This window comes from Streptomyces sp. NBC_01304 (assembly GCF_035975855.1).
GTDB lineage: Bacteria > Actinomycetota > Actinomycetes > Streptomycetales > Streptomycetaceae > Streptomyces.
In genome coordinates, this window is the sequence record NZ_CP109055.1 from 3,297,248 (window position 1) to 3,318,493 (window position 21,246).

Genomic DNA, 21,246 nt, shown 5'->3' on the forward strand with positions numbered 1-21,246 from the left:
CCGCGCCGGCCGGAGCCGTGAAACGAGAACAGATTGCCGCACCCCGAAGCAGACTTGCACCTCCGCCTCGACCTGCTCGACGGCCGCCCCGGCGCCGTCACCGCCACCATCACGGGAGCCCGGCTCGCCGTCCACGGCTTCGAGCCCCTCGACGACACGACGATGGTCATGGCCCGCATCGACCGCGAGGAGGCGCACTACGCCGAACTGGCCGCACGCGCCCTGCGCGCCGAGGGCGTCACCGTGGACATCACGCCCCAGCTTCGCGAAGAGATCGACACCGAATGGACCTGGGCCAACTACCCCATGCCCTGGTGCTCGCGCGAGGAGATCCGCGAGGTCTCCAACGACGCCCAGCACATCTATGACGCCATCCGTCACGGCCGCCTGATCATCCACGCCCACGCCCACGACGGCCAGAACATCGTCGCCGTCGGCACGTACCGCGACGGCCCGAGCATCCACCTCCACGGCGAGAACCACCTGCGCGTGGAAGCACTCCGATACGACAGCCCCACCGAGGCCATCGCCGAGTTCGAGCGCCTCTACGGCGACGCCGTACGCCCCGGCCCCGCCCCGGCCACTAGCACCGAACGCGGCGCCGAGCAGGCACGAACCGCGCCGGCGCCCGGTACGGCCAAGACCCAACCGCGCCTGGCCACGGCCGAGCCCGTCGAGGTGCCTGCGGCCTACACCGACAACCACGAAGGACTCCTGAAGGGCTTTCTCGAGTCACATCCAGAGTGGGAGAAGTGGCGCACCTGGTCCGACGAAACCACCCACGCCGTCCACGAATCCCTCGTGCTGCGCGCCGAGTTCGTCCACGAAGCCGCCCCCGACGGCACCCAGTGGACAATCGCCGCATACGAAAGCCCCGTCGGCGAGCGCCTGTGGCACGCCACCGCGACCACCACGGTCCCCGTAGAGATCATGCGGGTACTCCTCGACAGCCTCGCCTCCGCGGACGCGGCGCTGATCGCGGCGGGCAGCCAGGTCTCGGAAGCGACCATCGGCGAGTCCACCCGCCCGTTGGCCGATGCCAGCTGGGAGCACACCGTCGACGGCCGCTGGATCCGCTGGCAGGCGCCAGGGGATGAACCCGTCGGCGTCCAGTTCGATGCCTTCGCCGCTCACTCCCATCACGGCGTTTTGCCCGCTTGGACGTTCTGGGGCGGCGGCGACGCCGGCTCTCCGCGCTGGGCCCTTCACTTCTCTCCGCACGCCGCAGCCTCCGTGCTGCAGGACGTGGCCTTCGAGGTGGCCCTCGGGCTCACGCAGAAGCCGGTGATGGCCCGGCCTCGGGGGTTGAACGCCCTGAGCCGTACCGATATCAGCGTGCAGCCGGCCCCACGCACCGGTTCTGCGAGGTCACGGTGACGTCTGGCCAAGCCGGTGGCAGCGGCCATCGTGTCTGCGCCACGATGCTGAGATGCACGACGATCAGGAGCCGCTGGAGGACTGGGCACGCCGCCGCGAGGAGCGCCAGAACGCCTCGAAGGGCAAGCGTCGCGCAGTGCCGCTGGCCGAAGGGCCGCACCGCGGGCAACACGTCGCCCCCGACGCACCCCGCGTGATCCAGGAATGGAACGGAACCGAGTGGGAGACGGTCAGCCTGGTCAGCAATCTCGCCGAGGCCAAGACCGTGCTGTACCCACCGCAGCCGGCCGAGCAGAAAGCCACCGAATGGGATCGCCCCGCGCCGGGGAAAGGCCGGGGCCGACACCGCAAGCCAACTCCAGCGGAGGACCGAGAGCAGTAGCAGCCCATTCAGGGCCACGTGGGAAGACGGCGGCAATATAGCGGCGGATCCCCGGTTACCGAAACCGGGGATCCGCCGAATACTTGTAGCTCCACCGCCACTTCCTGACCGCCCGTCGAAAGGCAGCACAGCAACGATCCACCACTTCACCGCCACGCGTCACGCAGTGCCGGTTCCTGCTCCGTCACGCTGCGGCGTAGCTCAGCCGAAACAGGTCCTGGGCGCGCTCCAGGTCCCGCTCGCTGCGCAGCTGAACCTCCAGGTCTCCCGTGCCATGGTGGCCGAGCCCAGTCACGTCGCGGGTGAAGTCCGGCACGAGGTCCACCGTCGTCGGATCCGCTTTCAGGTAGACCAGCACCTTGGTCTGCTGGGGCGGGATGAGACAGGCGAAGTTCCGCAGCCGCTGATAGGCGCGGTACTGCTTTCGCTGTATCCGGGTGACTCCATCGCCCAGCCCGACGAGAACCTCGTCGACCGCTGCCGCCAGCTCTGTCATAGCACCTCCCTGCTGCCGAACCGGCTGCGCCCCGGGCGCGCGGCGGCGTACGCGCTTGGCCTCGGCCGAGTGCCCGGTGACCGAGGCCACGGTCTCAAGGCCGAAGTGGTCGCTGCCGAAGTACCGGTAGCGGACCAGGTCGATCGAGCGCCGGTGCTCGCGTACGGCGTGCGCGTCGTAGCGGGTGAAGTCGCCGGCGACGCAGATCAGCCTGGGCACGCTCCAAAGAACCTGGGCTGCGGCTGTCGCCCCGAGCCGGTCGCGGACCAGGCCCTCGAAGGTGCTCCGGTGCGCAGTGAGCCACGCCATGTAGTACAGGCCCTGGTTGATCACCCCAGCGTCGGTGCCACGCTTGTATTCAACGATCACCGGTGCACCGTTCTCGTCGAGCCCCAGCGAATCGATCCGTCCGCCATCGACGCAGTCAATGACGAACTCGCTCGCCAGGAATCGCACACCCAGCATCGTGTCCATGTGCGTCTCGATGAGGTCTTGCACATCCGCCTCGATCGCAGCAAGGTGCGGCGTTACCTCGTTTACGCCGCACCTCGTGTTGAACAGCTTCAGCCCCACCACGCCCCCTTCAAGACCACGATGCCAGACGGCAACGCCGCAGACCGCAGGGTTATTTCCGCGGAAGAAGTCTTTCTAGCGCCGCGCACCTGCTGGCACTTGGCGCTAAGCACCTTCGCCAGCACGCATGCCGCGCGGTCCTCGCTCGCCAGATTGAGGGCGTTGGTCACGTGGCCGCTCCGGTATCGAGGAAGGGACACTCCCGGTGAGCCTGACTCGCTTGGCAGCCACGGCCTCCGGATCTGCCGGGCCGTTGACCTGGTCGAAGTCTGCGACCAGGTCGCTCAAGTTGTCACGCTCGATCTGGCGTTGGACGGCCTTCTCCAGGTACGCGGATACGCCACGCTTGCCGACCCGACAACGAATAGCCTGCAGGGTGCCAGCGGTGAGGGAGACCGAGAGCCTGCTGGTTGGACCGTCACCGGGGAAGAAGTCCGTGTCGCCTTCAGCCATGGGATGAGTGTGGCATTCGCAGGTTCTGCCCGAGGGTGTCGATCCAAGCCTGACCCACAACTCCCCGCGACTACACGAAAGCCGCCTCCGAACCCGAAATCACTCGGGCTCGGAGGCGGCTTTCACATGTCTGACGACCAGTCAGTTTTCCGGCCCGGCGTGCGTCAAACGTGCGTCAGGCGTGCGTCACGTGCGTCGCTCATGCGTCAAGATATCGCCCGTAACGCCCACAGCGCACATAATGCACACTGGCCGAACCTGCAGGTCAGTGGCCCTTTTCGGCGGGCTCAAGCACCGCAACACACTCCACATGATGCGTCATCGGGAAAAGATCGAACGCCCGCAGCGTCCGCACCTTGTACCCGCCCTCCTTGAAGTACGCCAAGTCCCGCGCCAGCGCCGCCGGGTCGCACGCCACGTACGCGATGCGCCGTGCGCCGAGGCCCGCCAGATGCTTCACGGTCTGCTTGCCGGCACCGGCCCGCGGCGGGTCAAGGACGATCAGGTCGACCTCGGTGATGCCGGTCTTGGGCAGTACCGACTCGACCTTGCCCTGCTCGATGCGGACGCGCTCGAAGGAGGCGAGGTTGTGCCGGGCGTCCTCCACCGCGCGCTTGCCCGACTCGATGCCGAGGACCGCGCCCTGCTCGCCGATGCGGTCCGCGATGGCACCGGCGAAGAGGCCGACGCCGCAGTACAGGTCGAGGGCCATGTCGCCCTTGCGCGGGAGCAGGCCCTGCATCACGGCGCGCATCAGGGTGTCCGCGGCCTTCGGGTGGACCTGCCAGAAGCCGCCGTTGCCGACGCGGTAGGTGCGGTCGTCGGCCCGCTCGCGGACGAAGGCGCGGCCGTGCACCCGGTGGATGCCGCCGTCGTGCTCGTCGACGCGCAGGACCGAGACCGGCTTGTCCAGCTCGACCAGCGGAAGGCGGGCGCCGGGGCGCGGCTCCAGGATCACCTGGCGGTCGTGCGAGCCGGTCGCGGCGATCGCCTCGACGGAGGCCATGCCCGACCAGTCGCGCTCCTCGATGCCGAGTTCGGTGACTCCGGGCGCCGCGATCATGCAGCGCTCGACCGGCTCCACCTCGTGCGAGCGGTGCTTGCGCAGACCCACGTTGCCGTCCTCGTCGACCGCGTACTGCACGCGCGTGCGCCACTGCGGGACCTCGCCGGGCGGGAGCTTGTCGCCGTCGGCCGGCATGACCGTGCCGTCCCAGCCGGCCTCCTCGGGGGTGAGCCCGGCAAGGTGCTTCAGCTGCTCGGCGATCACCTCGCCCTTGAGGCGCCGCTGGGCGCCCGGCTTGGCGTGCTGCCAGTCGCAGCCGCCGCACTTGCCGGGGCCTGCGTACGGGCAGGGCGCCTCGACGCGGTCCTTGGACGCCTCGATGATCTCGACGGCGTCGGCCCGCAGGAAGCGCGAGTCCTCCTCGCCCTCCGTGACGCGCGCGAGGACCTTCTCGCCGGGGAGCGTGTGCCGTACGAAGAGCACCCGGCCCTCGGCCGTACGGGCGATGCAGTGCCCGCCGTGGGCGACGGGACCGACCTCGACCTCGTACTCCTCCCCGACCAGCGAATTCTTCGGTTCTGCCTGCATGGCGGGGTGACTCCAGAGATCAAGGGAAACGGCCGGAGAAAGACGGCCGGACAACAACCCACGAGTCTACGTGGGTGTCGCCCGGCCGCTCACCAAAGACGTTGCGGGGACCCGCTCGGGACCCGCTCAGCTCTTGCTGCTCGGCTCCTTCGCCGCCTTCTTCTCCTGCCCGGCCACCGGACCACGGCGCACCGCACCGGGAGCGTTCCACTCGGAGCGCTTGCGGGCCCGCTTCTTGGCGGCCTCGGAGGACTCCAGCTGATACGGCACGGAGGTGACCATGACGCCCGGCGTGAAGAGCAGCCGCCCCTTGAGCCTGAGCGCGCTCTGGTTGTGCAGCAGGTGCTCGTACCAGTGGCCGACCACATACTCCGGAATGATCACGCTGACCGCGTCCCGCGGGCTGTCGCGCCGCAGGTTCTTCACGTACTCGATGATCGGCCGGGTGATCTCGCGGTACGGCGAGTCGAGGATCTTCAGCGGCACCGTGATGCCGCGCCGCTCCCACTCCGCCTGCAGCGCCTTGGTCTCCGCCGGGTCGACCTTGATGCTGACGGCCTCGAGGGTGTCGGAGCGCATCAGCTTGGCGTACGCGACGGCGCGCAGCGTCGGCCGGTGGACCTTGGAGACCAGGACGATGGAGTGCACCCGCGACGGCCGCACGCTGTCGTCGGAGGGGCCCTCGGGGGCGACGAGCTCCTCGGCGACCCGGTCGTAGTGGCGGCGGATCGCGCTCATGATCACGTAGAAGATCACCATGCCGAGCAGGGCGACCCAGGCGCCGTGCGTGAACTTGGTGACCAGGACGACCACGAGGACCAGGCCGGTGAAGAAGGCTCCGAAGGTGTTGATCGCGCGGGAGCGGATCATGTGGCGGCGCTTGCCCGGGTCCTTCTCGGTCTTCAGGTGGCGGTTCCAGTGCCGCACCATGCCGGTCTGGCTGAGCGTGAAGGAGACGAAGACGCCGACGATGTACAGCTGGATCAGCTTGGTCGAGTCGGCCCCGTAGACCCAGACGAGCGCGGCGGCGGCGAGCGCGAGCAGCACGATGCCGTTCGAGAAGGCGAGCCGGTCACCGCGGGTGTGCAGCTGGCGCGGCAGGTAGCGGTCCTGCGCGAGGATCGAGCCGAGCAGCGGGAAGCCGTTGTACGCGGTGTTGGCGGCCAGGAACAGCACGAGCGCGGTGGCGGCCGCGAGCACGATGAACAGGAAGGTGCCGTCGCCGAACACGGCGGCCGCGACCTGCGAGATCACCGGGTTCTGGACGTAGCCCGAGCCGACCGGGGTGCCGTCGCGCAGCAGATCGTGGGCGGGCTGCTCGGCCATCTTCACGTTGGTGGCCATCGCGAGCCCGATGATGCCGCAGAACATGGTGACGGCCAGGCCGCCCATCAGGGCGAGGGTGGTCGCCGCGTTCTTCGACTTGGGCTTGCGGAAGGCCGGTACACCGTTGCTGATCGCCTCGACGCCGGTGAGCGCGGCACAGCCGGAGGAGAAGGCGCGAAGGAGCAGGAAGACCAGCGCGAAGCCGGCGATTCCCTGATGTTCGGCCTTGATCTCGAAGTCGGCGGTGGGGGCCTTCATGTCGGCGTCGAGGACGAGCCCGCGGAAGGCGCCCCACGCGATCATCAGGAAGACGCCCGCCACGAAGATGTACGTCGGGATCGCGAAGAGCTTTCCGGACTCCTTGACTCCGCGCAGGTTCATCAGCGTGAGCAGCACGATGGCGCCGACGGCGCACAGCACCTTGTGCTCGATGACGAAGGGGACGGCCGAGCCCAGGTTCTCGATGCCCGAGGAGATCGACACCGCGACGGTCAGGACGTAGTCGACGAGCAGCGCGCTCGCGACGGTCAGTCCGGCCTTCGGCCCGAGGTTGGTGTTGGCGACCTCGTAGTCGCCGCCGCCGCTCGGGTAGGCGTGCACGTTCTGCCGGTACGACGCGACCACGGTGAACATCAGCACCACGACCGCAACCGCGATCCACGGGCTGAAGCTGTAGGCCGAGACACCGGCGATCGAGAGGACCAGGAGCACTTCTCCGGGCGCGTACGCCACGGAGGAGAGCGGGTCGGAAGCGAACACCGGTAGGGCGATGCGCTTCGGGAGGAGCGTTTCTCCCAGCCTGTCGCTGCGCAGTGCGCGCCCGATGAGGATCCGTTTGGGCACGTCGGTCAGTTTGGACACGCAGAGGATCGTAAGCGTTCGAAAGGGGGCCCGCCCACCCGCCTCCCGCGCCTGTGTAGCTTGTGCCTCTGTCTGAGACCCTGTTAGGGCCGAGCCAGAGACCCGTCAAGGTCCCATCAAGGGCTCATCGGGACAAATCGCCTTACCAGTACTAACGAATTCCTAACGCAGGACACAAGCCAGCCGGAAGGACGGTCGTGCACATCGTCATCATGGGATGCGGACGAGTGGGTGCCGCTCTCGCGCAGACCTTGGAGCAGCAGGGGCATACGGTCGCCGTGGTCGACCAGGACCCCACGGCCTTCCGCCGTCTGGGCTCCGGATTCGGCGGGCGCCGGGTCACCGGGGTCGGCTTCGACCAGGACACCCTCCGCGAGGCGGGCATCGAGGAGGCGGGCGCCTTCGCCGCCGTCTCCAGCGGGGACAACTCGAACATCATCGCCGCGCGTGTCGCCCGCGAGATGTTCGGCATCGAGAACGTCGCGGCCCGCATCTACGACCCGCGCCGTGCCGAGGTCTACCAGCGCCTGGGCATCCCCACGGTCGCCACGGTCCGCTGGACCGCCGACCAGATGCTGCGCCGGCTCCTTCCGTCGGGCGCCGAGCCGCTGTGGCGCGACCCCACGGGGGGTGTGCAGCTCGCCGAGGTGCACGCGTCCCAGGCCTGGGTCGGGCACAAGATCAGCCAGCTGCAGGAGGAGACGGGCGTCCGCGTGGCGTTCCTCACCCGGCTGGGCGAAGCCATTCTGCCCAGCTCGCAGACGGTGTTGCAGGAAGGCGATCTGGTGCACGTGATGATGCGCACCGACGAGATCGAAAAGGTCGAGGCGTCGTTCGCCGAGGGCCCCGAGGAGGGCGGTCACTGATGCGCGTCGCCATTGCCGGAGCCGGCGCGGTGGGCCGTTCCATCGCGGGTGAGCTCCTGGAGAACGGCCATGAGGTACTCCTGGTCGACAAGGCCCCGACCGCCATCTCGGTCGAGCGGGTGCCGCAGGCGGAGTGGCTGCTCGCCGATGCCTGCGAGATCACGTCCCTGGACGAGGCGGCGCTGCAGCGCTGCAACGTGGTGATCGCGGCCACGGGTGACGACAAGGTCAACCTCGTCGTCTCCCTCCTCGCGAAGACCGAGTACGGCGTCCCGCGCGTCGTCGCCCGCGTCAACAACCCCAAGAACGAATGGCTGTTCAACGAGTCCTGGGGCGTCGACGTCGCGGTCTCCACGCCGCGCCTGATGTCGGCCCTGGTCGAGGAGGCCGTCAGCGTCGGCGACCTGGTCCGGCTGCTGCGCTTCAGCCACGGCGACGCCAACCTGGTCGAGCTGACCCTGCCGCCGGAGTCGGCGCTCGCGGGCACCATGATCGGCGACATCGAGTGGCCCGAGGACACGTCCCTCGTCACGATCATCCGCGGCACGCGCGTGCTGTCCCCGACCGTCGAGGACTCCCTGGAGGCGGGTGACGAGCTGCTGTTCGTGGCGGCCCAGGCGCGCGAGGAGCAGCTGGAGGACCTGCTGTCGGTGCGGCGCGAGGACGCGTCGAGCTAGATACCCGCGGCGGAGCCGCTGATGTCACAGCGTCCATACGTTGATGGGGCGTCCCCAACCAGATCGGTTGGGGACGCCCCATCAACGTATGGACTACTGAATCAACGTACGCCCGGCATATGGACGTTGAATCAACGCACGGGCTACGCCTCGCGACGCTCGGCCGCGGCCGCCTTGCGCTCGGCCTCCGCCTTCTCGGCGGCCTCCATCTCGGCGAACACGTCGATGGGCGGCGGCGCCTTCGCCAGGAAGACCCAGGTCAGCCAGACGGCAAGCAGGAACGGCGGGATCTTCAGGGCGATCAACACCCAGCCGAACTTGGTGGTGTCGGCCCACCAGTACATCGGGAAGAGGATCGCGCACTTGGCGAGCAGGATCAGGCCCCAGGCCCAACTGGCCTTCGCATAGGCCTTCTTGCGACCCGGGTTGCGGGTGCGCCAGGAGAGGTTCTCCTTGAAGACCGGGCCGAGGATCAGGCCGATCAGCGGGACACCGGCGAGCGTCGTCACGATGTACGCGATCGCCAGGCCCAACGTGTAGAGCATGCCCGGCAGATAGAAGTCCTTGGCATTGCCGGTCATCATCGCGAAGACCACACCGAAGGCGACGCCGAAGACGCCGCTGAAGGCGTGCTTGACGGTGTCCTTCATGACCAGGCGCACGACGACCAGGGCGAGCGACACCGCGAGCGCGGCGATCGCCGAGACGTGCAGGTCCTTGTTGATCGTGAAGATCGTGACGAAGAGGAGCCCCGGAAGCACCGTCTCCACCATGCCCCGCAGGCCACCGAAGGCCTCGAACAGGGCTGCTTCCGTCACTGCCTTGGCGTCCGCGTCCGCGGACGGCTCCGTGGTGTGGTCGGTCGGCTTGTCGACAGACGTCACCGGCTACTCCCGTCCGAGCGGTCTGAGTTCGTACTTCGGGTTGAACAGCACCCGGCGGCCCCGGCTCATGGAGATCCGGCCCGATGCAATCAGCCTGCGCCCAGGTTCTATACCCACTATGGAGCGCCTGCCGAGCCACACCACGTCCAGCGGGGCAGAACCGTCGAACAGTTCGGCCTCCAGGGCGGGTACTCCGGCCCGTGGTCGCAGGGTGACCGTGCGCAAGGTACCAGCAACGGTGACTATCTCGCGGTCGTGGCAGTCACAGATGCGGGTACAGCCCGCGGTCTCGGCATCCTCGCGGAGCTCTTCGGAGTCCAGCTCCTCCTGCGAGGAGGACAGCCGGTCGAGCATCCGCCGGAAGCGGCCCACAGGCTTTTCTGAACGAGGAACAGCTCTCATACAAGAAGCGTACCGGGGTCCCCCGCACCGGGATCAGCTGAGGTGGCCCACCATTGGCCACGGCTCCCCCGCCCCCGCGCGGGCGGAAGGCTCAGCGCTCGAACCGGTACCCCATCCCCGCCTCCGTGATGAAGTGCACGGGATGCGAGGGGTCCGCCTCCAGCTTGCGGCGCAGCTGGGCCATGTAGACCCGCAGATAGTTGGTCTCCGTGCCGTAGGACGGCCCCCAGACCTCCTGGAGCAGCTGTTTCTGGCTGACCAGACGGCCGGTGTTACGGACCAGTACCTCGAGGAGGTGCCACTCGGTGGGAGTCAGGCGTACGTCGCGTCCGTCGCGGTGGACCTTCTTCGCGGCCAGGTCCACGGTGAAGCCCCCCGCGTCCACCAGCACCTCGTCGTCCCCGGCCCCGGCGACCGGCTCCGCACGGCGTACGGCGGCGCGCAGTCGGGCCAGGAGCTCGTCCATGCCGAAGGGCTTGGTGACGTAGTCGTCGGCGCCCGCGTCGAGGGCCTCGACCTTCTCGTCGGAGCTGTGCCGCGCGGAGAGCACCAGGATCGGGACGCGGGTCCAGCCGCGCAGCCCCTTGATCACCTCGACGCCGTCCATGTCCGGCAGACCGAGGTCGAGGACGATCACGTCGGGGTGCCGTGCGGCGGCGACCTGAAGGGCGGAGGCGCCGTCGGCCGCCGCGTCCACCTCGTACTTGCGCGCCTTCAGGTTGATCACGAGGGCGCGTACGATCTGCGGCTCGTCGTCTACCACGAGCACCCGGGTCATTCCGGCCTGCCTTTCTGCGGTTTGGGTTCGGGTTGAGTTTCCGGTGAGGGGGCGAGCCCCGTAAGGGGCGCGGGGAACTGCGCGACCGGCCCCCACCGGCCGGAGGATGACGAACGACCCCAGGGGCGCGGGGCTGTGACATGTGCGGCTCCGCCGCGTGGGCGCAAAACGGGGTCCGGGGCGCAGCCCCGAGAGGTGAGCGGGACCGGGCCCCACCCACGTACGACGTCCATGGTCATGACACGACCTGGGCGGTGATCTCGGGTTGGACCGGCGGCAAGCCGCCGGCGCGCAGGGTGAGCACCATGGTGAGCCCGCCGCCCGGGGTGTCCTCGGCGTTCAGAGTGCCGCCCATGGACTCGACGAAGCCGCGGGCCACCGCCAGGCCGAGGCCCACGCCCGCCCCGCGCGGGGCGTCGCCATGGCGCTGGAAGGGCTCGAAGATGCGCTCCTTGGCATCGTCGGGGACACCGGGGCCGCGGTCGACGACGCGGACCTCGACGCGGTCGGCGATGGCGCTGGCGGACACCGTGGCGGGGGTGTCGCCGGGGCTGTACTTGACGGCGTTCTCGACGATGTTGGCGACCGCGCGCTCCAGGAGGCCCTTGTCGACCTCGACCATGGGCAGCGTCTCGGGGATGTCCAGCTCCACGCTGCCGTCCGGTACGCCGCCGAGCGCCATCGGGACGACCTCGTCGAGGTCGATGTCCCTGATCAGCGGGGAGACGGTGCCGGTCTGCAGGCGGGACATGTCGAGGAGGTTGCCGACCAGGTGGTCGAGGCGGTCCGCGCCGTCCTCGATGCCTTCGAGCAGCTCGGCCCGGTCCGCCTCGGACCAGTCCACGTCCTCCGAGCGCAGGGAGGTGACGGAGGCCTTGATGCCCGCGAGCGGGGTCCGCAGGTCGTGGCTGACCGCGGCGAGCAGCGCCGTGCGGATCCGGTTGCCCTCCGCGAGGGCGCGGGCCTGACCGGCCTCGTCCTGGAGCCGCTGCCGGTCCAGGACGACGGCTGCCTGCGCCGCGAAGGCGGCCAGGACCCGGCGGTCCTCGGCCGGGAGCACCCGCCCCGACAGGGCGAGCGCCATGTGGTCGCCGACCGGCATGTCCACGTCGGCGTCCTCGGGGCGGCCCAGCTGCCGGGGGCCGACGCTGCCCGCGCAGGTCCACGGGTCGACGTCGCTAGCCCGCTCCAGCAGGGCCACGGACTCCATTCCGAAGGTCTCCCGGACCCGTTCGAGCAGCGCGTCCAGGGTGGTCTCGCCGCGCAGCACGCTCCCGGCGAGGAAGGACAGGATCTCCGACTCGGCCCGCAGCCGTGCCGCCTGATGCGTGCGCCGGGCGGCCAGGTCCACCACGGACGCCACCGCCACCCCGACCCCGACGAAGACGATGATCGCCACGATGTTCCGGCTGTCGGCGATGGTGAACCGGTGGGTCGGCGCCGTGAAGAAGTAGTTCAGGAGCAGCGACCCGAAAGCGGCCGAGGCCAGGGCCGGCCCCAGCCCGCCGAGCAGGGCGGCGGCCACCGTCAGCGACAGGAACAGCAGCATGTCGTTGGGCAGGCCGAGGTCGGCGTCGATGTTGGTGAGCAGCAGTGCGAGCAGCGCGGGCCCGACCACGCCGACCAGCCAGCCCCAGATGATCCGGGACCGCCCGAGGCGCGCGCCCCGGGCCACCGGCAGCCCGCGCCCCTTGCCGACCGCGTCGTGCGTGACCAGGTGGACGTCGAGGTCGGGGCCGGAATCCCGGGCGACACTCGCGCCGACGCCGGGCCCGAAGACGTACTGCCAGACCTTCCGCCGGGAGACGCCGAGGACGATCTGGGTGGCGTTGACCCCGCGGGCGAACTCCAGGAGCGAGGCCGGGATGTCGTCGCCGATGACGTGGTGGAAGGTGCCGCCCAGGTCCTCGACCAGGGTGCGCTGGACGGCCAGTTCCTTCGGGGACGCGGAGGTCAGCCCGTCGCTGCGGGCGATGTAGACGGCGAGGATCTCGCTGCCCGAGCCCTTGGCCGCCATCCGCGAGGCCCGGCGGATCAGCGTGCGCCCCTCGGGCCCGCCCGTGAGCCCTACGACGATGCGCTCGCGGGCCTGCCAGGTGGAGCGGATGTTGTGCTCGCCGCGGTACTGCTGGAGGTATTCGTCGACCCGGTCCGCCACCCAGAGCAGGGCGAGCTCGCGCAGGGCGGTGAGGTTGCCGGGGCGGAAGTAGTTGGAGAGGGCCGCGTCGACCTTGTCGGCCTTGTAGATGTTCCCGTGCGCCATTCGCCGGCGCAGCGCCTGGGGCGACATGTCGACCAGTTCGATCTGGTCGGCCCGGCGCACCACTTCGTCGGGGACCGTCTCCCGTTGACGTACACCGGTGATCGACTCAACCACGTCACCCAGCGACTCAAGATGCTGGATGTTGACGGTCGATATCACGTCGATGCCTGCCGCGAGCAGCTCCTCGACGTCCTGCCAGCGCTTGGCGTTGCGCGAGCCCGGCACGTTGGTGTGGGCCAGCTCGTCGACGAGGGCGACGGCGGGGCGGCGGGCGAGGACCGCGTCGACGTCCAGCTCGGTGAAGGTACTGCCGCGGTATTCGAGCTCGACGCGGGAGATCTGCTCCAGGCCGTGCAGCATCACCTCGGTGCGCGGCCGGCCGTGGTGCTCGACGAAGGCGACGACGAGGTCGGTGCCGCGCTCCACCCTGCGGTGGGCCTCGGAGAGCATCGCGTATGTCTTGCCGACGCCCGGTGCGGAACCGAGGTAGATCCGAAGCTTGCCGCGTCCCATGGCCCCATTGTCTTCCGAAAAGTGCTGTGCACGCTGCGTAGACCTTACGGGCCAGATTTCCGGCATAACGGAACGGGGGGTGGCCGGGACATCGGATTTGACGCGATTCTGATGCCCCGGCCGGGCCCGGCCAGGTGACGCGGGCCGAGTGACGCGGGTGACGCGGCTCAGGCCGGGTTGTCCCCGTGGGTCAGCGTCTCCCAGGCCACGAACAGGTTGTTGGAGCCGGCGGGACGGTTCTGCAGGGTCAGCTTCTCGGTGTTGCTCATGGCGTGCCCGAGGCGGTTGTGCAGGGCGTTGTACCCGACCTCGGTGACCGGCCCGAGGCCCCGCTTCACGGACCCGCCGCACAGCCAGCTCGGCGGCGCCTCGCCCAGCTCGTACTTGGCCTGGAACCCGAGCGCCTGCCGCAGCCGCTCCCCGACCTCTGGATAGAGGTCCTGGCCCTGGATGCGGCTGGTCTCCGCGATGTGCGAGATCGCCGAGAGGCCGTACCCGGTGTGCGTGAAGTCGCGGCAGGTCTCCTGGGTGAGCCCGGTGACGAAGGTGGACTGCCCCTGCCAGTAGTTCACGAGCTCGTCGCGGGTGTCGAGCCCGCTGCCGGGCGCGGCCTTCGGCAGCGCGCCGTCGGAGGAGAGATAGATGTACGCGGGCACCCGGCCGCGGAACTTGGCGACGGCCTTGTCGTACGACGCCTTGTCCTCGATGAAGACGGAGATGCCGACGGCCGCCTCCATCATCGACAGCTCCCAGTTCCCGTTGGAGTGCGAGCCGCCGATGATCTCGGGCAGATAGACGTCGCGCAGCATGCCGGCGAAGCGCGCGGAGTTCGGCCAGCCGCCGCTGTACGTGTACTTGATGATCTCGGCGGCCTTGGGCCAGGAGGAGCCGGCCCAGCCGGTCTGCAGCTTGGCGTTGCTGTTGGTGTGGTCCTTGATGACGCCGGACCAGGCGTCCATCAGCTCGATCGACTTCTTGGCGTAGCGCTCGTCCCGGGTGACGTACCAGGCAAGTGCCGTGGTGTACGCGGCTATCGCGTCCTCACGCTCGTCCGTACAGCCGTAGTTGGGGTTGGAGTAGGAGCCGCACTCGACGACGGCGCGGGGCTTGGCCGTCCGGGACAGCGAGGCGTACTTGCTCGCCTTCAGCTGGTCGAAGGCGCCCTTCCAGGGCTGGGCCCCGGCGTTGACCTTGTCCCGGGCGAAGTCCAACTGCCCGCGGGAGACGGCGACTCCGGGATGCGTGAAGGCGGCCGGGGCGGCGCCCGCGTGGTCGGCGGCGGGCCAGGCGAGGAACCCGGCGACGAGGGCCACGGCGGTGGCGAGGAGCGCTAAGCGGGGCCTGAGGGATATCTGGGCTCTGCGGGGCATGTGGGGGCCATCCTCGTTCTCGTATGTGAACGATGCTTGGATTTATGAACACGCGCGATGGCCGCTGACCATAGGTACGGACCAGAGTTCCGTCAAGGCTTGAAGAAAGACCCCCAGCTGAGCGCCTGAGGTTCGTGCCCCGAAGGGGCGCGGGGAACTGCGCGCCCAGCCCCCACCGACCCGCAGATGACGCACTCTCCATAACGCACCCCCGAACACCCGAAAAGGCCGGAGGGCCACACCCCACGGGGTGCGGCCCTCCGGCCTTCGACGCAATGAGCGGCAGCGTACTAGCGGACCTCGGTGATCTCCGGGCCACGGGCCAGCTGCCCCATCCCGCCGGCGAAGCGGGATCCTTCCTCGTCGCTCTCCTGCTGCTGGACGCCCTCGGCGACCATCTGAGCGTCGTCCGGCAGCTTCAGGACGATCGGGTCACGCGGCGCCATCGGCGATTCGCCACGGACGACCACGGCGTCCTTGAAGATCTGCTCGAGCACTCCGGCGGCCTCCGGCTGCACCGCACCCTGGCCCGAGATCACACCGCGCAGGAACCAGCGCGGCCCGTCACAGCCGATGAAGCGCACCACCTGGACACCACCGGTGCCGTCCGGCAGCTGCACCGGGACCTGCGCCCGCAGCTCCCAGCCGAGCGGGCCCTCGAGCTCGTCCACGACACCGCCCTGCTGGGTGATGCCGGAGGCGATCTCCTCGCGGACCTCGCCCCAGATGCCCTCCTTCTTGGGGGCGGCGAAGGCCTGCAGCTGCACGGCGCTGTCGCGCAGCACCACGGTGGCCGCGACGATCGCGTCGCCCGCGACCTCCACCCGAAGCTCCATGCCCTCGACCCCGGGCACGAAGATGCCACCCAGGTCGACCCGGCCCTCGCCGGGCGCGCCGACCTCGGAGACGTCCCAGGGTCCGTCGGGACGGGGGGCCGGCGGCAGGTTCAACCGTCGCGGCTCGTCGTCGTCCGCCGAGTCCACCTCGTCGGCGTCCACTCCGTCGACGACCTGCTCGGCCTCGCCGGCCGCATCGTCGGCGGCATCCTTCTTACGACGTCCGAACACGTCACTGTCCTTCCCGGTCGGATACGACCGAAGCGTATCGATTCCCACCCTTTGGGCCGTCCACGGCGGAATGACCACCAGTGGACCCGAAGCCCCCCTCGGCCCGCGCCGAGTCCGGAAGCTGCGCCACCTCGTGGAAGCGCACCTTCTCGACCTGCTGGACGACCAGTTGGGCAATCCGGTCGAAGCGCTCGAACCTCACACTCTCGCGCGGGTCGAGATTCACCACGATCACCTTGATCTCTCCACGGTACCCGGCATCCACCGTCCCTGGGGCATTCACGAGGGCGACACCGCAGCGTGCGGCCAAGCCCGAGCGGGGATGCACGAAGGCCGCGTACCCCTCGGGCAGCGCGATGGACACCCCCGTGGGCAACACCGTCCGCTCCCCCGGGGCGAGTTCGCATGCCTCGGTGGTGACCAGGTCGGCTCCGGCGTCGCCGGGCTTCGCATAGCGCGGCAGCGGAACCTCGGGGTCCACACGCCGGATCAGTACGTCCACGGGCTCGCGGGTCACCACGGGCACGGACACCTCGCTGAACTCAGGGGTCACGGGTTCACCTCGAAGGCACGGGCACGCCGGATCTGGTCCGGGTCGCTCATGGCCGCCTGGATCTCGGCCGGGCGGCCGTTGTCGATGAAGTGGTCGACCTTGACCTCGATGAACAGGGCGTCGGCACGGACCGCGACGGGCCCCTCGGGGCCGCCGATCCGCCCGGTGGCCGTCGAGTAGATCTTCCGGCCGGCGACCGCGGTGACCTCGGCCTCCAGGTACAGCACGGTGTCCACCGGCACGGGCCGCACGAAGTCGGTCTCGAGTCTGCCGGTGACGGCGATGACTCTCAGCAGCCAGTTCAGCGAGCCGAGGGTCTCGTCGAGCGCGGTGGCCAGTACGCCGCCGTGGGCGAGCCCGGGGGCACCCTGGTGCTCCGGCTTCACGGTGAACTCGGCGGTGATCGCGACGCCTTGGGCCGCCCGCGCCTCGAGGTGCAGTCCGTGCGGCTGGCCGTGGCCGCAGCCGAAACAGTGCTCATAGTGCGCGCCGAGCAGCTCGCCGGGGGCGGGCGCATCGGGGTGCCGCACGGGCGCCGAGGCGTCGTCCGGGGGCGTCAACGCTGGTGTTCGTCCACTCACAGGCGCAGACCTTACCCGCGCGGCCTTGGAGCATTCGCACCGTGCCAAGCTTGGCCACATGCAGCTCTCGGCCGAAACTTACGACGAACGCCTGACCGCACCCCGCTCCTGGTGGGTGATCGCGGGTCTGATCGGCATCGCCTGCGGCCTGATGCTGCTGCCGCTCGGCGCCGTGCCCATGCTCGGCGGCCTGATCGGCGGCGCGGCCCTCGCGGCGGTCGCGGTGAGTTCCTACGGCTCGGCCAGGATCCGTGTCGTGGCGGGCTCACTGGTCGCAGGCGACGCCCGCATCCCGCTGACGGCCCTCGGTGAGGCCGAGGTCCTGGACGCCGCCGAGGCGCGCGCCTGGCGCTCCCACAGGGCCGATCCCAGGGCGTTCATGGTGCTGCGGAGCTACATCCCGACGGCGGTGCGGATCCCGGTGACGGACCCCGAGGACCCGACCCCGTACGTGTACCTCTCGACGCGGAACCCGGAGCAGCTGGCGAGCAAGCTGGCCCAGTCCTGAGTCGGGCCAAAATCCTGCTTACTGCCCGAGCTCCCGTGGATGCCTGCCCAGATCCAGCGGATCCTTCACCGGCTCCAGCGGAGCAAGCTCCGGCAAGGCGTCCCAAGGCACTTGGTGGGCCTGCAGGTCCTTGCGCACCTTGGCGGCGAGCTTCTTCGTGTCGCGGCGGTTCATGACCGCCCCGATCGCGGCGCCCACCATGAACGGCATCAGGTTCGGCAAGTTCCGGACCATCCGCTTCATGATCTGCTGGCGCAGCTCGCGCTTCATCTGGCCGCCCAGGGCGGCGTTCAGCGTCGACGGCTTGGCCACGTCGATCCCGCGCTCCTGGGACCAGGCGGTCAGATACGCGGTCGTACGTTGCTTGAGATTGCCCGGTGGGCGCAGCCCGTAGACCTCGTGCAGCTCCGCGATGAGCTTCAGCTCGATCGCGGCAACGCCGGTGATCTCCGCGGCCAGTTCGGCCGGCATCGCGGGCGGCACCGGCAGCATGGCCGCCGCACCGACTCCCGCGCCCACGGTGGAGGTCGCGGCCGAGGCGCCGGTGATCAGCTTGTCGGCGATCTGCTCGGGCCCGAGGCCCGGGAACTGTTTCTGCAGGGCGGTGAGATCGCGGACCGGGATGCGCGGCGCGTTCTCGATGATCCGGTCGGCGAGGTAGCCGATCCCGGCCTTGGCGCTCTGACCGCCCTTGCGGACTCCGGTACGGACTCCTGCCTTCACGGAGGCCAGCCGGTCCCCGGATTTTTTGGAGGCCAGTCGACCGGGCCTGGCCGTCGGCGAGGCCGAGGGCCCGATCTCTGTGTCCTCCGCGAGCTCTGAGTGCCCGCTGTGCTGCGTGATGTCTGTGCTCACCCCGTCCACGTCGCCCGCAGCTTCGAGCGAGGCCGGAAGGCCCCGCTCGCCGTCACGTGCGCCCATGGACAGGTCACCGTCCGCGTGCCGCTTCCGGAAGAACTTCTTCCGGGGCGGAGTCGAGCCAGTCACGGCCGACCTCTGCTCAGTCGCAGTCGCGGCAGATGGGCTGGCCGTTCTTCTCCCGGGCCAGCTGTGAGCGGTGGTGCACCAGGAAGCAGCTCATGCAGGTGAACTCGTCCTGCTGCTTGGGCAGGACCCGAACGGCCAGTTCCTCGTTGGAGAGGTCTGCGCCGGGCAGCTCCATGCCCTCTGCGGCCTCGAACTCGTCGACGTCGACGGACGAGGTGGACTTGTCGTTCCGGCGAGCCTTCAGTTCTTCAAGGCTGTCCGAGTCGACGTCGTCATCGGTCTTGCGTGGGGTGTCGTAATCCGTAGCCATGTCGCGCTCTCCCCCTCTGGGTGTCTGCGGGTGTCTCCAGCGCACGTAACGCGTGAGAGGCCGGACTTGTGCCCGACCCGAGGCGGAGATTTTGCCTCACATCAAGGTCTGTTACTCAATCGACACCCAACCGCACCCCTGAAGAGGTGATCGTCTTGGATGGCGATCGGGACCGTACACGGTCCGTTTGTCGCACTTCACGGGCGCCACCCCGTGTACTTCCCGTGATCAAGACCCTTGAAAACCCGGATTTTCCCGGCTTTTCAACGACTTTCGCGATCACGGAGAGTAGATGGCCTGAAATTCGCCTCTGTGATCGATTCCACACGGATCTCCCGGGACCAGGTCCCGAAAATTCCGCTCAAAGCAGAACCTCGCGGCGAATCCGGAGCAGCATCTCAGATCGGCAGGGTGACTCGCATCACGAGACCACCCCCCTCGCGCGGCTCCGCGATGATACGGCCCCCGTGGGCCTGTGCCACCGACCGGGCGATGGACAGTCCGAGACCCGCACCCTTGTCGCTGCCGGTCCGGTCCTGACGCAGCCGCCGGAACGGCTCGAAGAGGTTGTCGATCTCGTACGCGGGGACCACGGGCCCCGTGTTCGACACCAGCAGGACCGCCTGGCCGTGCTGGGACTCGGTTCTGACCTCGACCCAGCCCTCATCAGGCACGTTGTACCGGACGGCGTTCTGGACGAGGTTCAGTGCGATGCGCTCCAGGAGGACGCCATTGCCCTGCACGACGGCCAGACCGCGCTCTCCGCGGATCTCCACGCCCTTCTCCGCGGCCTCGCCCCGCACCTGGTCGATGGCGCGTGAGGCGACCTCGGCGAGATCGACCGGTTTTCGCTCCACGATCTGGTTGTCGCTGCGGGCGAGCAGCAGCAGGCCCTCCACGAGCTGCTCGCTGCGCTCGTTGGTGGACAGGAGGGTCTTGCCGAGCTGCTGGAGCTCGGGGGGCGCACCGGGGTCGGAAAGGTGCACCTCGAGGAGCGTGCGGTTGATCGCGAGGGGCGTACGCAACTCGTGCGAGGCGTTCGCGACGAACCGCTGCTGGGCCGTGAAGGCCCGCTCCAGGCGGTCCAGCATCTCGTCGAAGGTGTCGGAGAGCTCCTTCAACTCGTCGTCCGGGCCGTCGAGTTCGATCCGCCGGGTCAGGTCCGAGCCGGCCACCTGACGGGCGGTACGGGTGATCCTGCCCAGCGGCGAGAGCACGCGGCCGGCCATCGCGTAGCCGAAGGCGAACGCGATGACGCTGAGGCCGAGCAGGGCCATGAGGGAGCGGCTGAGGAGGTCGTCGAGGGCGTGCTGGCGCTGCACGTTGAGGCACGGGCTCATCAACCGGTTGAACTCGTCCTGCGAGATCTCACGGGCCTGCTGCAGCGCCGGGCAGCTGGAGCTCTCGATCGTGAACTTCCCGCCGGTCACCCGGAAGGGCAGCTGATTGCCCGCGTGCACTGCCTGTGCCGCCAGCAAGTAGATGATCGAGAGCAGCAGGATCCCCGCGATCAGGAACATCCCGCCGTACAGCAGCGTGAGCCGTATCCGGATGGTCGGGCGCAGCCACGGGAACGGCGGCTCGCTGCGGGCCGGGTCCCAGGTCGGTTTCGGGGGCGCGGCCGGTGGCGCCGGGGTCGAGGCCATCGAGGCGGATCAGATCCGGTAGCCGGAGCCGGGCACCGTCACGATGACCGCGGGCTCGCCGAGCTTCCGGCGGAGCGTCATCACCGTCACGCGCACGACGTTCGTGAACGGGTCGGTGTTCTCGTCCCAGGCCTTCTCCAGGAGCTGCTCGGCCGAGACCACGGCGCCCTCGGAGCGCATCAGGACCTCGAGGACCGCGAACTCCTTGGGCGCGAGCTGGATCTCCTTGTCGTCCCGGAACACCTCGCGGCGGTTCGGGTCGAGCTTGATCCCGGCGCGCTCCAGGACGGGCGGCAGCGCCACCGTCGTACGCCGGCCCAGGGCACGCACGCGTGCCGTGAGCTCGGTGAACGCGAAGGGCTTGGGCAGGTAGTCGTCGGCGCCCAGCTCCAGGCCCTCGACGCGGTCGCTGACGTCGCCGGAGGCGGTGAGCATCAGGACGCGGGTGGGCATGCCGAGCTCGACGATCTTGCGGCAGACGTCGTCGCCGTGCACGACGGGGAGGTCCCGGTCGAGCACCACGACGTCGTAGTCGTTGACACCGATGCGCTCCAGAGCGGCCGCGCCGTCGTACACGACGTCGACGGCCATGGCCTCCCGGCGCAGTCCGGTGGCAACCGCATCGGCGAGCAGCTGCTCGTCCTCGACGACGAGTACACGCACGTCGCTGTCCTTCCTCTGGGCCCGCTCAGTACAGGCTTGATCACGCAGATGTGGCCTCCATCCTGCCTCTTTCGGCCATAAACCGGCCGTAAGGCGGCCCTCGGGCCCGGGAATTC

The 21,246-nt window shown here is 69.2% G+C and carries 21 protein-coding genes; 5 read left to right on the plus strand and 16 right to left on the minus strand.

Annotated elements, in window-relative coordinates; genetic code table 11:
- Positions 1-54: 54 nt before the first annotated feature.
- Both OG430_RS14350 and OG430_RS14355 read left to right on the plus strand, forming a co-directional pair.
- A complete protein-coding gene (locus OG430_RS14350) occupies positions 55-1,377 on the plus strand; it encodes a DUF317 domain-containing protein (RefSeq protein ID WP_327352875.1) in 1,323 nt (440 codons plus the stop codon).
- 52 nt (positions 1,378-1,429) lie between these two features.
- The gene (locus OG430_RS14355; protein WP_327352876.1) at positions 1,430-1,759 is read left to right on the plus strand and encodes a DUF6087 family protein; all 330 of its coding nucleotides are present in this window, start codon (positions 1,430-1,432) and stop codon (positions 1,757-1,759) included.
- Positions 1,760-1,943: 184 nt separating this feature from the next.
- Here the strand turns inward: OG430_RS14355 and OG430_RS14360 are convergent, their stop codons facing one another.
- The 4 genes from OG430_RS14360 to OG430_RS14375 form a co-directional block, all read right to left on the minus strand.
- The gene (locus OG430_RS14360) at positions 1,944-2,831 is read right to left on the minus strand and encodes a DUF5655 domain-containing protein (RefSeq protein WP_327352877.1); all 888 of its coding nucleotides are present in this window, start codon (positions 2,829-2,831) and stop codon (positions 1,944-1,946) included.
- 102 nt (positions 2,832-2,933) lie between these two features.
- A complete protein-coding gene (locus OG430_RS14365; RefSeq protein ID WP_442816494.1) occupies positions 2,934-3,281 on the minus strand; it encodes a hypothetical protein in 348 nt (115 codons plus the stop codon).
- Between the two features lie 265 nt (positions 3,282-3,546).
- Positions 3,547-4,875 (minus strand): class I SAM-dependent RNA methyltransferase, encoded by a 1,329-nt coding sequence (locus OG430_RS14370; protein WP_327352878.1) that lies wholly within the window; start codon positions 4,873-4,875, stop codon positions 3,547-3,549.
- A 126-nt stretch (positions 4,876-5,001) separates the two neighbouring features.
- A complete protein-coding gene (locus OG430_RS14375; protein WP_327352879.1) occupies positions 5,002-7,062 on the minus strand; it encodes an APC family permease in 2,061 nt (686 codons plus the stop codon).
- Between the two features lie 197 nt (positions 7,063-7,259).
- Here OG430_RS14375 and OG430_RS14380 point away from each other — a divergent pair, with 197 nt between their 5' ends.
- Complete coding sequence (locus tag OG430_RS14380; protein WP_327352880.1) at positions 7,260-7,928, plus strand: potassium channel family protein; 669 nt, start codon at positions 7,260-7,262, stop codon at positions 7,926-7,928.
- Positions 7,928-8,605: a potassium channel family protein gene (locus OG430_RS14385; RefSeq protein WP_327352881.1), complete on the plus strand. Its 678-nt coding sequence runs from the start codon at positions 7,928-7,930 to the stop codon at positions 8,603-8,605. Before OG430_RS14380 ends, OG430_RS14385 begins: the two co-directional genes overlap by 1 nt.
- Before the next feature lie 143 nt (positions 8,606-8,748).
- On the opposite strand, the gene OG430_RS14390 is transcribed toward OG430_RS14385, so the two are convergent.
- The 8 genes from OG430_RS14390 to OG430_RS14425 form a co-directional block, all read right to left on the minus strand.
- Complete coding sequence (locus tag OG430_RS14390) at positions 8,749-9,489, minus strand: DUF3159 domain-containing protein (RefSeq protein ID WP_327352882.1); 741 nt, start codon at positions 9,487-9,489, stop codon at positions 8,749-8,751.
- 3 nt (positions 9,490-9,492) lie between these two features.
- Positions 9,493-9,891, minus strand: coding sequence for an OB-fold nucleic acid binding domain-containing protein (locus tag OG430_RS14395; protein ID WP_327352883.1), 399 nt, complete (start codon positions 9,889-9,891; stop codon positions 9,493-9,495).
- Between the two features lie 91 nt (positions 9,892-9,982).
- Positions 9,983-10,669, minus strand: a complete 687-nt coding sequence (locus tag OG430_RS14400; RefSeq protein ID WP_327352884.1) for a response regulator — start codon at positions 10,667-10,669, stop codon at positions 9,983-9,985.
- Between the two features lie 235 nt (positions 10,670-10,904).
- Entirely contained in the window at positions 10,905-13,445 is a 2,541-nt protein-coding gene (locus OG430_RS14405) for a sensor histidine kinase KdpD (RefSeq protein ID WP_327352885.1), read from the minus strand.
- 167 nt (positions 13,446-13,612) lie between these two features.
- Entirely contained in the window at positions 13,613-14,815 is a 1,203-nt protein-coding gene (locus OG430_RS14410) for an alginate lyase family protein (RefSeq protein WP_327352886.1), read from the minus strand.
- Positions 14,816-15,105: 290 nt separating this feature from the next.
- A complete protein-coding gene (locus OG430_RS14415) occupies positions 15,106-15,882 on the minus strand; it encodes a DUF3710 domain-containing protein (RefSeq protein WP_327352887.1) in 777 nt (258 codons plus the stop codon).
- Position 15,883: 1 nt separating this feature from the next.
- A complete protein-coding gene (dut, locus tag OG430_RS14420; protein ID WP_327359092.1) occupies positions 15,884-16,399 on the minus strand; it encodes a dUTP diphosphatase in 516 nt (171 codons plus the stop codon).
- A gap of 32 nt (positions 16,400-16,431) precedes the next feature.
- The gene (locus OG430_RS14425; protein ID WP_327352888.1) at positions 16,432-17,016 is read right to left on the minus strand and encodes a PaaI family thioesterase; all 585 of its coding nucleotides are present in this window, start codon (positions 17,014-17,016) and stop codon (positions 16,432-16,434) included.
- 58 nt (positions 17,017-17,074) lie between these two features.
- Here OG430_RS14425 and OG430_RS14430 point away from each other — a divergent pair, with 58 nt between their 5' ends.
- Positions 17,075-17,524, plus strand: a complete 450-nt coding sequence (locus OG430_RS14430; RefSeq protein ID WP_327352889.1) for a DUF3093 domain-containing protein — start codon at positions 17,075-17,077, stop codon at positions 17,522-17,524.
- 18 nt (positions 17,525-17,542) lie between these two features.
- On the opposite strand, the gene OG430_RS14435 is transcribed toward OG430_RS14430, so the two are convergent.
- From OG430_RS14435 to OG430_RS14450, 4 genes are all read right to left on the minus strand, one after another.
- Complete coding sequence (locus tag OG430_RS14435; RefSeq protein ID WP_327352890.1) at positions 17,543-18,511, minus strand: hypothetical protein; 969 nt, start codon at positions 18,509-18,511, stop codon at positions 17,543-17,545.
- A 13-nt stretch (positions 18,512-18,524) separates the two neighbouring features.
- Positions 18,525-18,821: a DUF4193 domain-containing protein gene (locus OG430_RS14440; RefSeq protein ID WP_282512126.1), complete on the minus strand. Its 297-nt coding sequence runs from the start codon at positions 18,819-18,821 to the stop codon at positions 18,525-18,527.
- A gap of 398 nt (positions 18,822-19,219) precedes the next feature.
- Positions 19,220-20,467, minus strand: coding sequence for a sensor histidine kinase (locus OG430_RS14445; RefSeq protein ID WP_327352891.1), 1,248 nt, complete (start codon positions 20,465-20,467; stop codon positions 19,220-19,222).
- Positions 20,468-20,476: 9 nt separating this feature from the next.
- Positions 20,477-21,130, minus strand: a complete 654-nt coding sequence (locus tag OG430_RS14450; protein WP_327352892.1) for a response regulator transcription factor — start codon at positions 21,128-21,130, stop codon at positions 20,477-20,479.
- Positions 21,131-21,246: the final 116 nt, after the last annotated feature.